11 protein-coding genes are annotated in these 12,532 nt (G+C 38.6%); 2 read left to right on the forward strand and 9 right to left on the reverse strand.

Translation table 11 applies throughout. The annotated features are described in order from the left end of the window. Window positions 1-330: 330 nt before the first annotated feature. The 8 genes from dnaK to gpr form a co-directional block, all read right to left on the reverse strand. Entirely contained in the window at window positions 331-2,163 is a 1,833-nt protein-coding gene (gene dnaK / locus BAOM_RS17745; protein ID WP_127761419.1) for a molecular chaperone DnaK, read from the reverse strand. 29 nt (window positions 2,164-2,192) lie between these two features. After that, window positions 2,193-2,774 carry a nucleotide exchange factor GrpE gene (grpE, locus tag BAOM_RS17750; RefSeq protein WP_252282583.1) on the reverse strand — a complete coding sequence of 194 codons (582 nt, stop codon included), beginning with the start codon at window positions 2,772-2,774 and terminating at the stop codon, window positions 2,193-2,195. A gap of 95 nt (window positions 2,775-2,869) precedes the next feature. Next, window positions 2,870-3,901, reverse strand: coding sequence for a heat-inducible transcriptional repressor HrcA (hrcA, locus tag BAOM_RS17755; protein WP_127761421.1), 1,032 nt, complete (start codon window positions 3,899-3,901; stop codon window positions 2,870-2,872). Window positions 3,902-4,014: 113 nt separating this feature from the next. Then, window positions 4,015-5,166, reverse strand: coding sequence for a radical SAM family heme chaperone HemW (hemW, locus tag BAOM_RS17760; RefSeq protein ID WP_127761422.1), 1,152 nt, complete (start codon window positions 5,164-5,166; stop codon window positions 4,015-4,017). A 78-nt stretch (window positions 5,167-5,244) separates the two neighbouring features. Continuing rightward, on the reverse strand, window positions 5,245-7,080 hold the full coding sequence (gene lepA / locus BAOM_RS17765; protein ID WP_127761423.1) for a translation elongation factor 4: 1,836 nt from the start codon (window positions 7,078-7,080) through the stop codon (window positions 5,245-5,247). A 297-nt stretch (window positions 7,081-7,377) separates the two neighbouring features. Then, window positions 7,378-7,701, reverse strand: a complete 324-nt coding sequence (locus BAOM_RS17770) for a DUF3679 domain-containing protein (protein ID WP_127761424.1) — start codon at window positions 7,699-7,701, stop codon at window positions 7,378-7,380. 18 nt (window positions 7,702-7,719) lie between these two features. After that, window positions 7,720-8,919: a stage II sporulation protein P gene (spoIIP, locus tag BAOM_RS17775; protein ID WP_127761425.1), complete on the reverse strand. Its 1,200-nt coding sequence runs from the start codon at window positions 8,917-8,919 to the stop codon at window positions 7,720-7,722. Between the two features lie 209 nt (window positions 8,920-9,128). Further along, the gene (gpr, locus tag BAOM_RS17780) at window positions 9,129-10,247 is read right to left on the reverse strand and encodes a GPR endopeptidase (RefSeq protein ID WP_127761426.1); all 1,119 of its coding nucleotides are present in this window, start codon (window positions 10,245-10,247) and stop codon (window positions 9,129-9,131) included. Window positions 10,248-10,516: 269 nt separating this feature from the next. Here gpr and rpsT point away from each other — a divergent pair, with 269 nt between their 5' ends. Next, a complete protein-coding gene (gene rpsT / locus BAOM_RS17785; protein ID WP_119115590.1) occupies window positions 10,517-10,783 on the forward strand; it encodes a 30S ribosomal protein S20 in 267 nt (88 codons plus the stop codon). A 144-nt stretch (window positions 10,784-10,927) separates the two neighbouring features. Here rpsT and holA read toward each other — a convergent pair whose 3' ends face one another. Further along, entirely contained in the window at window positions 10,928-11,944 is a 1,017-nt protein-coding gene (gene holA, locus BAOM_RS17790) for a DNA polymerase III subunit delta (protein WP_127761427.1), read from the reverse strand. 364 nt (window positions 11,945-12,308) lie between these two features. Between holA and BAOM_RS17795 the strand changes: the two genes are divergently transcribed. Continuing rightward, window positions 12,309-12,443 (forward strand): YqzM family protein, encoded by a 135-nt coding sequence (locus BAOM_RS17795; protein ID WP_119115592.1) that lies wholly within the window; start codon window positions 12,309-12,311, stop codon window positions 12,441-12,443. The last annotated feature ends 89 nt before the right edge of the window (window positions 12,444-12,532 follow it).

The following is a 12,532-nucleotide window of genomic DNA, read 5'->3' on the forward strand; positions in this document are numbered from 1 at the left end:
TAGGAAGAGGCCCATAAAGGCGTTCTTTGCCTTTTGGTGGCTCTTATCTTTTTCACAGCGAGCTAGCCACCGGAGCTAGACAATAAGAAAAGTGTAACCGGCTTGGTCAGCTCACGAAGAAAATAGGAAGAGGCCCATAAAGGCGTTCTTTGCCTTTTGGTGACTCTTATCTTTTTCACAGTGAGCTAGGCCGGTGAAGCTAGACAATAAGAAAAGCATAGGGTGCCTCATTCACTTTTCCGATTCAAAAAAAGCCAAAGTCAAGAAAACCTGACTTTGACTTTTTTCGTACACTTAGGCAAATAATACATCGCCTTTAGTAAAGCTTAATTATTTTTTATCGTCATCTTTAACTTCTGTAAATTCAGCATCTACCACATTATCGTCAGCAGGGTCTTGTGCTCCGCCTTCTTGAGCTGCTTGTTGAGCTTTTGCTGCTTCTTCATAAAGCTTCATTGTTAAGTTTTGAACGATTTCAGAAAGTGCATCTTTTTTCGCACGGATTTCTTCTAATTCGTTTTTCTCGATTGCAGCTTTCAATTCATCTTTTGCTTCATTTGCTTTTGCAACTTCCGCTTCGTCCACTTTTCCTTCCAAGTCTTTTAATGTTTTTTCTGTTTGGAAGACAAGTTGATCCGCTTCGTTACGAAGCTCTACTTCTTCTTTACGTTGTTGATCCGCTTCAGCATTTTCTTCTGCTTCACGTACCATACGTTCGATTTCTTCCTCAGATAAACCTGAAGATGATTTAATCGTGATTGTTTGCTCTTTGTTTGTACCAAGATCTTTCGCACGAACACTTACGATACCATTTTTATCGATATCAAATGATACTTCAATTTGCGGAATACCGCGTGGTGCTGGTGGAATGTCGCTTAATTGGAAACGACCAAGCGTTTTGTTGTCGCTTGCCATTGGACGTTCACCTTGAAGTACATGAATATCTACAGCTGTTTGGTTATCAGCAGCTGTTGAGAATACTTGTGATTTACTTGTTGGGATTGTTGTATTACGATCGATTAATTTTGTAAATACGCCGCCCATTGTTTCAATACCAAGAGAAAGTGGTGTTACATCAAGAAGAACAACATCTTTTACATCTCCTGTTAACACGCCACCTTGAATCGCTGCACCCATTGCAACAACTTCATCAGGGTTTACACCCTTAGATGGCTCTTGACCTAATTCTTTTTTGATGGCTTCCTGTACAGCAGGGATACGTGTTGATCCACCAACAAGAATCACTTTATCGATTTCAGATGCAGAAAGACCAGCATCTTTTAATGCTTGACGAGTTGGACCCATTGTACGTTCTACTAATCCAGCAGATAATTCATCGAATTTCGCTCTAGTTAACGTTACTTCTAAGTGAAGTGGACCAGCCTCTCCTGCTGTAATGAATGGTAATGAAATTTGTGTAGAAGCTACACCAGAAAGATCTTTCTTCGCTTTTTCAGCTGCATCTTTCAAGCGTTGAACAGCCATTTTGTCTTGTGAAAGATCGATTCCATTTTCCTTTTTAAATTCAGCTACTAAGTAGTCGATAATTACTTGGTCAAAGTCATCCCCACCTAGACGGTTATCACCGGCAGTTGACTTAACTTCAAATACACCATCGCCAAGTTCCATGATAGATACGTCAAACGTACCACCACCAAGGTCAAATACAAGAATCGTTTGATCTTCATCCGTTTTATCTAAACCGTATGCAAGAGCAGCAGCTGTTGGCTCATTAATAATACGTTCTACTTCAAGACCAGCAATTTGACCAGCATCTTTAGTTGCTTGGCGCTCAGCATCGTTAAAGTATGCAGGTACTGTAATAACCGCTTTCGTTACTTTTTCACCAAGATACTCTTCTGCATAAGATTTTAAATATTGAAGGATGATTGCAGATACTTCTTGCGGAGAGTATTCTTTTCCTTCAATTGTTACTTTATGGTTTGTACCCATATGACGTTTAATAGAGATAATCGTATTTGGGTTTGTAATTGCTTGACGTTTCGCTACTTCCCCAACTTGTCTTTCACCATTTTTAAATGAAACAACAGATGGAGTAGTACGGTTACCTTCCGGGTTTGGAATTACTTTCGGTTCTCCACCTTCGAGTACAGATACACATGAGTTTGTTGTACCTAAGTCAATACCAATAATCTTGCTCATTTTTATTACCTCCTACTATATGTAAGCGTTTATTCGTTTACTTTTACCATCGCTGGACGAATGACGCGGTCTTTCAGTTTATATCCTTTTTGGAACTCTTCTACAACAATATTAGAACCAAAGTTTTCATCCTGAACTTGCATAACAGCTTGGTGTAAGTGTGGATCAAACTCTTGACCGACAGCTTCAATCGCCTCAACGCCTTCTTTTTTCAACGCTTCAACAATTCCGTTATAAATCATTTCTACACCTTGAAGTAAAGACTTTGTTTGTTCATTGTCTGCTTCAATTTTTGTCGCTCTTTCAAAGTTATCAAGAGCTTGCAGTAAATCTGTAGCAAGACTTTGAACTCTATATTTTTGAGCCGCTTCCATATCTAACTTGGCACGACGGCGTGAATTATCAAAATCCGCTTGAAGACGAAGATAACGGTTATCCATTTCTTCGATCTTAGCTTCTAGTTCAGCGATTTTTTGTTGTGCAGCTTGAAGTTCATCTACTTCCGTTTCCTCAGAAGTTTGTTCTGCCTCTTCAGCAAAAACCTCCTCAACGACTGTTTCTTCAGCTGTTTCCTTTTCTATCGTTTGCTCATTATTTTTGTTTTCTGTCACAAATTTCACCTCCCTAAAAGAGTATTTACATGTTTCAAATCGCGCAATCATAGAGGGCACAAATCCCCTCTTGCCCTCTATCAATATTGCCGTTGTTATGGTTTTTGATACAACTTTGTAAGCAAAGCAGTTAAATCAGTAGAAAACGTAGATAGCAAGGATATGACCCTCGAATATTCCATTCGTGTCGGCCCTAAAATAGCCAAAGTACCTACTTGATCCGCTCCAATGGAATAAGTTGCTGTAATTAAGCTACAATCCTCAAGAGCCGATATTTGATTCTCACGTCCAATTTTAACATTAATGCCTGCCGGGTTTTGTTTAATCAACTCGTAAAACCCTTGTTCTTGCTCAATCATCGACATCAACGAATGAATTTTATGAATATCATGGAATTCTGGCTGTCGAAACATATTCGTTTTCCCGCCGAAAAATAACTTTTCAGGCTTTGTCGATGTTAAAGACTCCGCAAGGGTAGATACAAGTGCTCCGTAGTTACGAATATGTTGACTTAGCAAAACAGCCACTTCTTTATAAATCTTATCTTTTAAATCAGACATAGAAGCACCTGTTAAACGATCATTCAAAATATTAACCATTTTCTCGATTTCACTCATATCAATCGATGATGGTAAAGTAATTAACTGATTTTCAACATGCCCTGTATCTGTAATAATAATTGCAATAGCTGTTTCTGAATTCAAAGGAACAATTTCGATTTTTTTAAGCCTATGATCCTTTACTTTCGGACCGAGAACAATGGCCGTATAATTCGTCAATTCAGAAAGAATCTTCGCCGCTTTTTGAACGACCTTTTCCAGCTCATAAATACGCCCAGCATAAACAGACTTTAACAACTGCATCTCATTTTTCTTTAACGCTTGAGGTGAAAGCAGGTGATCCACATAGTAACGGTACCCTAATTCAGATGGCACACGCCCTGAAGACGTATGTGTTTTTTCTATAAATCCTAGTTCCTCAAGGTCGGACATCTCATTACGAATCGTCGCTGAGCTAAAAGAAATTTCTTCTTTTTTCGACAAACTTCGCGACCCAACTGGTTGCGCAGATTGGATAAAATCTTCGATAATTACTTGTAAAATTAATAATTGACGATCAGTTAGCATATATGATCACCTCTGTTAGCACTCTACATCAATGAGTGCTAATATATTAATAAATTATCAAATGAAGCTATTGATGTCAACGAAAAAAACCGTTTAGAGCGAGATAAATTCGATTAGGAATTTTCAACAATTCCTAAAAAAGCCTGGAATACTTCATTCCCAAGTAACCTGCCTTGTTTCGTCAACCGGACGAAGCCATCCTCAATAGTGAGCAGCCCTTTCTCCACTTGCTGTTTAAGGGGTTGCGAGAAAACCTCTTCCATTTCGACAAAATACTTCTCTTTAAATGGTTCAAGTGCAACACCTTCTGTTTTTCTTAATCCTAAAAACATTTCCTCTTCCATTTGTTCACCTAATGAAACCAGATGCTCCTCTAAAACAGGAAGCTTACCTGCTTGAAGGGGTGTTATATACTTCTTCAATGGACCGTAATTGGCTATCCTTTTTCCTTGCGTATATCCATGTGCACCCGCACCAATCCCGTAGTATTCAGCATTATTCCAATAGGTTAAATTATGCTGACTTTCAAAACCAGTTTTAGCAAAATTGCTAATTTCATATTGATGCAATCCATGACGTTCCATCACTTCCATCACTCGCTCATACATGGATGCCTCAAGTTCCTGCGGAGGCAGATTTAACCTCCCTTTTTGCATTAGATTATAGAAAACCGTCTTGGGTTCAACAATTAAGGAATAGCTAGAATAATGAGGTAGATCAAGAGCTAACGCTCGGTTCAGCGTATCTTGAAAATCTTCCATCGTTTGTCCCGGCAATCCATAAATTAAATCGATACTAATATTCGAGAATCCCACTTTTTGAGCAAGTTCAATCGTTTCATACACATCAGCAGCACGATGTGTACGACCAATTTTCTGCAATAGTTGATCATTGAAGCTTTGCACCCCAAAACTGAGACGATTCACTCCAGCGTTATATAAAATCTCCAACTTCTCTCTTGATAAATCTCCAGGGTTTGCTTCAAATGTATATTCTCCAAATTGTTTGTTTAGCGGCAGCATCTCATCAATCGTTTCACAAAGAATCGCTAGTTGTTTTTCGTTAAGCGACGTCGGGGTACCTCCACCAACAAAAATCGTCTTTAATTCATCTGTAGGATATGCCGCAAGCTGAAACCTCATTTCTTCCTTTAACATCTGTATATATTCATCTACCGGCTGACCTTGTAAAAACACTTTATTAAAGTCGCAGTAGTGGCATATATGCTCACAAAACGGAATATGAATATAAGCACTCTTAATCATTATGTTCACTACCTTTATCATGTTCGGATAGAAAAAAGAGGCTAGAACCGAATCTATCCTCTTTTTTCTATCTATCATTTATTTTTTTGGAGTTGTATCATCCATTTTTAATACAGCCATGAAGGCTTCTTGCGGTACTTCAACAGAACCTACTTGCTTCATCCGCTTTTTACCTTCTTTTTGCTTTTCTAACAATTTACGCTTACGGGAAATATCCCCACCGTAACATTTCGCCAATACGTTTTTACGCATCGCACTAATTGTTGAACGGGCAATGATTTTTTGTCCAATTGCCGCTTGAATCGGCACTTCAAATTGCTGTCTTGGAATTAACGTTTTCAGCTTATCTACAATGACCTTACCGCGTTCATACGCAAAATCTTTATGCACGATAAAGCTTAGAGCATCGACTGTTTCACCATTTAATAAAATATCCATCTTCACAAGCTTCGAAGGCTGATAACCAATTAATTCATAGTCAAATGACGCATACCCTCTTGTGTTCGACTTCAATTGATCGAAAAAGTCATAGACGATTTCCGATAGTGGAATTTCATAATGAATGCTCACACGTGTTTCGTCAATGTATTGCATATCAATGAAATTTCCTCGTTTGTTTTGACAAATCTCCATAATAGCTCCTACAAACTCTGTCGGTGCCATCATCGTAGCTTTCACGTACGGTTCTTCCACACGCTCGATTTTCTGAGGATCTGGCATATTAGAAGGATTATCCACTTTCACCAGTGTACCATCCGTTTTGATAACATCGTAAATAACACTTGGTGCTGTTGTAATCAAATCGATTTTGAATTCACGTTCAATTCGCTCTTGGATAATCTCCATATGAAGAAGCCCTAGGAAACCACAGCGGAAGCCGAAACCTAACGCTTGTGATGTCTCTGGTTCGAACTGCAGCGCTGAATCATTTAATTCTAATTTTTCTAGTGCATCACGTAAATCATTAAATTTCGATGCATCAATTGGATATAAACCACAATATACCATCGGATTCATTTTACGGTAGCCAGCTAAAGGCTCACTCGCTGGATTCTTCGCACTTGTAATTGTATCCCCGACTGTTGTGTCACTCACATTTTTAATCGAAGCGGTTAAAAACCCTACATCCCCAACGTTTAACTCATCAAGAAGCTGAGCTTTAGGATTGAATACACCGACTTCTGTTACGTCAAACTCTTTTCCTGTAGACATCATTTTAATTTTATCGCCCACTTTAACAGAGCCTTCAACAACTCGAATATAGGCAACAACCCCACGATACGCATCGAATAACGAGTCAAAAATAAGCGCCTTTAACGGAGCATCAGGATCGCCTTGTGGCGGTGGAACTAATTCAACAACTTGCTCTAAAATATCTTCAATTCCGATACCTGCTTTTGCCGAAGCTAGTACCGCATTAGAAGCGTCTAAACCAATCACTTCTTCAATTTCATTACGAACTCGCTCTGGGTCAGCACTTGGTAAATCAATTTTATTAATAATCGGAAGGATTTCAAGGTTATTATCGAGCGCCAAATATACATTCGCTAACGTTTGCGCTTCAATTCCCTGAGCCGCATCCACAACAAGAATCGCCCCTTCACAGGCAGCTAGGCTTCGCGATACCTCATAGGTGAAATCGACATGTCCCGGTGTATCAATTAGATGGAAAATATACTCTTCGCCATCTTTTGCTCTATATTTTAATTGAACAGCATTCAATTTAATCGTAATTCCCCGTTCACGCTCTAAATCCATAGAATCTAGCAACTGATTCTTCATCTCGCGTTGCTGCAATGCGTTCGTTTTTTCTAAAATACGATCCGCCAAAGTTGATTTACCATGGTCAATGTGAGCAATGATGGAAAAGTTACGAATTTTCGATTGTCTTTTTAATTTCTCTTCTCTATTCATAACGTTTCACTCCTACTTATCGACACAATACACTAATTTTAATTATATCAATAGAAAATGCAAGATTCAATAAAAGAGTGACAACAACTCCTCTTCTTGAAGAAATTTGTCGAGTTGCTAATAAAATCCCCCTTTACCTCTAAATAAATCTGTGTAATAGAACATGGTGAATTTAAAATATAATAAAGTCATTAAAAAAAGCCGAACTCAACATGGGGGATTGTTGAATTCAGCTTGAATCTCTACAGTTTATGCGGAATGCTCGTTTTTTAGATATCATTTTCTTTTTATGCTCCCTTACAGCAAATCGATTATGCTGTTTACAAAACTTGTTAAAGCGTCTCCAAGCTTTTTGCCAATTGTAGAAAAAACATTATAAGCTTTCATTTCTTCTAATCGTTCCTTTTTCTTTTCTAAATCATGACTTGTTACTTTCTCACCAAGAACCGACGCCTCCATCTCACCTTGGTCGGATTGATTTACTTCAAAAGCACTTGCCAACGCAGGATCATCGTATCCTTTCATTTTCTTAATCCCATCGTTTGCTGTCTGCATGCCAATTAGGACACCTAAAAATAAGACAAGTAGAACAAACGTACATTTTAATGTAAATCGAACCATGAGTGGAGCTCCTTTCTGTTACTGCGCTTCTGAATCACCTTTCACATTATCCACCGCTTTTGCCTCCCAATAATATTCACTAAATACATCCGCAAAAGCATCTACTGTTAAATACATCTCTTCAAATGTATTATCTACTCCGCCTATTTCAATCAGCATTGCATTTGAAGAAATATCTTGGTTATATACTCCGTTATGCCCAGCACCGCCTTGTTTCATAACCCCTCGGGAGATTCCCGGATATTTTTTTTGCAACGCGTTATGAAGTTTTGTTGCAAGCGCTGCGTTTTTTTCATAATTTGGATTGTTCCGCCCCACAACAAAGGCGATTTTGGCATACGATTTTCCTTTTAAAGTGACGGTTGTATCTTTCTTTCTACGGGAATCTCGATGAATATCGATAAAGTATTCTAGATCTTTATTTTCTGCTTTAGCTGCTTGAATGGCTAGTCGCGATTCTTGATAGGATTTAGGATACGTCAGACCCTTTTTATTTAAATTAGCCATAATATCCGTTGTATCATGGAAAGCTCCGACTCCCTTGTCCACTAAATCAGCCTGTAATTTCATCCCCAGCTTCGTAATATTAATTTGAGAATGGTGAGCTAAATTAGGGTCCGTAACTCCTTTCAAATAAGGTAAAAACGATTCCCTGTTATGACTTTGATAAATATGAACAACCTTTCTACCATTGGTCGTCTGAGCAGGTGTTTCTTTCGTATCTGCTTGCGGCTCTTTGATTCCATCGACATTTTGCAAGTCCGCATCTCGCTCTTCATTCAAGACATCAATAGGAGGAGACGATTCGTACGGCATATTTGTATAATCCGTTCCTTCACCTGCTACTAAAATTTCATTATCAAAAATAGAGAAGCCCGGCAATTCTCGTCCAAGCAAGCTTCGTGGATCATCAAGGGAAATATTTGTGGATAATTTTAACAGGCCCTTAGAAAGACCTGATGCTTCTTTTTCTTTCGGTAACACAGAAAAAAAGTAATGATTCTCATTCGCCAACAAGGAAAATAACATTTTACCCGTAAACTGATTGGTGACAGTATGAACAGACTTCGAGGATAGTCGATATTCCGGCTTTAACGAAGTCATCACCGCACTTAAGGAAAATACAAAAAGAAGTAAGGAAAATACAATGAAAAAGCTTTTTATAATTGTTGAACCATGAATCACGGTAATGATTTCTGTCGAATATCTTCTTTTCATTCTTTCACCCTCTCTATCGCTTGCTACTTCATAAATATGATTTTACTAGAGAGGGTAGAACACCATTTTTCGGCAGATTAGAAAAGCGTAAGGCGCCCGCTTATCGGCAACAAGCATAAGGCACGCGGCTGGCAGATATTCTTTGCCTGCCGAAGCGATTGATGCCGGCCTTGGACAGACGGCGCCTGGAGCTCGACAAAAAAATAGATTCAACGTGTATAATAACCTGCATTGTCTTGATTCACAGATTCATGCAACGCTGCATTTAAACCATTGGCAATTAAATTAGCCATATCTTCTATAAATACATCCACTTCCTTTGGAGTAACCATTAAATTATGACCAATAGGTGACAACACTTCGTAAATGAGTTTTCGTTTTTCTTCATCCGACAGGCCGCCGACAATCCCTAAAAATGTTTGACGTTCTTGTTCACCTGGTAAATCTTCCTCCGTCAGTTTCTTTCGTTTACCAAAGCTAAAACCCGCTGGTGCAAGCGAACGGGATGGACGATCTCCTTCTTTTAACTCTTTGCCAAAATGCTTTAAAATAAAATCGATTGCATCACTCGTAATAGAAACGGCATCGACCACAGTTGGAATGCCTATTGCAATGACAGGAATACCAAGTGTTTCCTGACTCAATTCCTTTCGCTTATTACCTACACCGGACCCAGGATGAATGCCAGTATCCGAAATTTGAATGGTTGAGTTTACTCTTTCAATAGAACGAGCTGCTAGCGCATCAATAACAATGAGAAAGTCAGGCTTACTTTTTTCAATCACACCAAGAATAATATCGCTCGTTTCAATGCCCGTAATCCCCATAACCCCTGGAGAAATTGCGCTGACTGAACGAAAACCTTCCTCTACGGCATGCGGCTGCAACTCAAATAAATGCCGCGTTATTACTAGATTCTCAACAACTGCCGGTCCTAGTGCATCCGGCGTCACATTCCAATTTCCAAGCCCTACAACTAGACAGCTGCTCTCTTTCGAAATATTATTCCTTGTTAAAAAATGAGAAAATTCAGTTGCTAATACTTTTTCAACCTTTTGTTGAACTTCTGTATTTTGCTCACGAATACCTTGTACTTCAATTGTTAAATAACTCCCTTTTTTCTTACCAATTTCCTTCTCCCCTGCTTCTGTCACTTCTACTAATGCTACTTTTATATCATCAATTTCTCTTTCCTTAATAATGACGCCTTCTATTTGCGAAATATTCCTTTCTCCTTCAACCCCTTTATGTTCAAGCGCTAGTTCACGGGCTTCAATTGCTAAATCTGTTCGCACACTGTATTGACTTAAATCTAGTTCATTTTTCATGACTTCCTCCTCGTGTTACTTTATTCACTCTAGTATTTTCCATCATCTCTATAAACATTGTGCCCGATTTATCTTTTGTATTATTCATTTTTTTGGTACAATCATGTATAACGAGATAAATCTTTTTGGATACTATAATTCCTTTTCGATTCTCAATCTGAGTATTGCATAATGTAGTACATTCTGATACAATATCACTTGTGCTATTTGGTATGGATTTGAAAAGTCGAGTTCATATAATCTCGATTTCTGTGTAGGAGGTGAACGGAATGCCAAACATTAAATCTGCTATTAAACGCGTAAAAGTAAACGATAAAAACCGCGCTCATAACGCTACAGTAAAATCTACTATGCGTACTGCTGTGAAAACTGCTGAAGTTGCACTAGCTGGTGAAAGCGTTGAAGCTGCTAAAGAAGCTTTATTAACGGCGTCTAAGAAATTAGATAAAGCTGCATCTAAAGGATTAATCCATAAAAATGCGGCAGCCCGTAAAAAATCTCGTTTAGCGAAAAGACTTAACGCTCTAAACGCGTAATGAAATAAGAAATTAAAGCACCTTGAATATCAAGGTGCTTTTTTCTTTGCAAACCCAAATCAAGCGATGTGCAGCTCATTTCAGCCGTACTAAAATGAGCCGCACATCGCTTGTATCCTATATGAAAAAAAACATAATCATTCATTACCTTTTCATTTTTAAGAGCAATAGTTCAAGTGTCATGACTTTATCTCCCTGCCCCGTTTTCATCTTATAATCCGCATCAGCAAGCTCCCGAATCAACTGTAATAACTCTCCCTCATGAAATTGATTGACTTTTTCTTGCGCTAATTTTACCCGAAACGGATGTACCTTTAATACAGTCGCTATTTTTTGCTGACTGTACCCTTGGCGTGAAAGCTCTTTTACTTGATACATCAAACGAACTTGTCCAGCCATCACACTTAAAATTTTAATCGGTTCCTCATTTTGTCTCATTAAGTCACGGTAAATTGTCATCATGCGTTCTACATTTCGCTGCAGCACTGAATCCACAAGGGTAAAAATATTTTGTTCTAACGATTTAGCGACTAATTCCTCAACAATATCTTGGTTAATTCGATTCGTCCCTTCCACATATAGTACTAATTTATCAATTTCATTCGTAAGCATCATTAAGTTTGTTCCTGCGAGCTCTAGCAATCGTTCAATTGCCGCTTCTTCCATTTCAACATGAGCTGCAGTTGTTCGTTCCCGAATCCATTTTTTTAATTCATGTTCGTTTAATTTTTTCGCCTCTACAACAGTTGCTTTCCGCTTTAATTCTTTCGTAATTTTCTTCCGTTCATCAAGTTTTTCATACGGTGCTGTAAAAACAACAATGGAATACGGGGCAGGGTCTGCTAAATACGCTTCTAACCGCTTCACGTTATGCTCCACTTTAGACTTTGTCTTTTCTGCTGTAAGAAAAAAAGGATTTTGCATGAAAACAAGACGCCTCTCTCCCATAAAGGGGAGCGTCTCTACATCCTCAAGAGCTGTTTCTATCGGCGTTTCCTCCAAATCAAATTGTGAAAAGTTGAAATCAATCTCATCCTCATGCAATGCGTGTTCAAGCAATAATTGCTTCGTTTCATTTATTAAATACGCCTCTGTTCCATACAGAAGATAAACAGGAGAAAATTGCCCTTTTTTTATATTCTTCCAAACGTCTAATACCAATAGAACTCGTCCTCGCTTTTCTATATCTAGCTCTAACGCCTAGCTGACAAGGCATTCCGCTTTTCTATGTATTCTATTCCTTATGGTATAGCTGAAAGAGCGATTTGACAAGCTATAAGGGAACGGCTCTGCCATCAGAGCCGTTTGCCCAATCTATATTAACGCTGTTAAGAAAGGCCCGGGTTACTTTCCTATCCAGCGGTTAAAGCGAAAGGTGAAGCTGTCTTGTTTGTACATTTATTTTGACCGTACACATTCAAACTATTTGTGACAACTCTTGTCAGTATAGGAAATCGAGATTGTGCCATGTAGATTTATTTTTGGAAATGTTTTATACTATTACCATAAATAGGAGGGATGGACAATGAACGAATTTGAAAAGGACGTCCAATCAAAAACGGACGATGTAGCTGATTCTGCAATCGGTTTCGTTGTTTCATTTGGATTTTTTGCTACTATGTTCATCATTGCTGTTGTTATCCAAGCTATCGGATCTTAAGTATTCTCCTAGCACACTCGAATCATGATGCGGAGGCTGCACTGGCAGTCTCTTTTTTATAGCTGACCCCGCCTGCTCTTCTGTTGGAA

The sequence above is a fragment of the Peribacillus asahii genome, assembly GCF_004006295.1.
Classification (GTDB): domain Bacteria; phylum Bacillota; class Bacilli; order Bacillales; family DSM-1321; genus Peribacillus; species Peribacillus asahii_A.

Coding starts and splice junctions, on each gene's coding strand:
- dnaK (WP_127761419.1), bottom strand. CDS start 2,163: ATGAGCAAGATTATTGGTATTGACTTAGGTACAACAAACTCATGTGTA.
- hrcA (WP_127761421.1), bottom strand. CDS start 3,901: ATGCTAACTGATCGTCAATTATTAATTTTACAAGTAATTATCGAAGAT.
- hemW (WP_127761422.1), bottom strand. CDS start 5,166: ATGATTAAGAGTGCTTATATTCATATTCCGTTTTGTGAGCATATATGC.
- lepA (WP_127761423.1), bottom strand. CDS start 7,080: ATGAATAGAGAAGAGAAATTAAAAAGACAATCGAAAATTCGTAACTTT.
- BAOM_RS17770 (WP_127761424.1), bottom strand. CDS start 7,701: ATGGTTCGATTTACATTAAAATGTACGTTTGTTCTACTTGTCTTATTT.
- spoIIP (WP_127761425.1), bottom strand. CDS start 8,919: ATGAAAAGAAGATATTCGACAGAAATCATTACCGTGATTCATGGTTCA.
- gpr (WP_127761426.1), bottom strand. CDS start 10,247: ATGAAAAATGAACTAGATTTAAGTCAATACAGTGTGCGAACAGATTTA.
- rpsT (WP_119115590.1), top strand. CDS start 10,517: ATGCCAAACATTAAATCTGCTATTAAACGCGTAAAAGTAAACGATAAA.
- BAOM_RS17795 (WP_119115592.1), top strand. CDS start 12,309: ATGAACGAATTTGAAAAGGACGTCCAATCAAAAACGGACGATGTAGCT.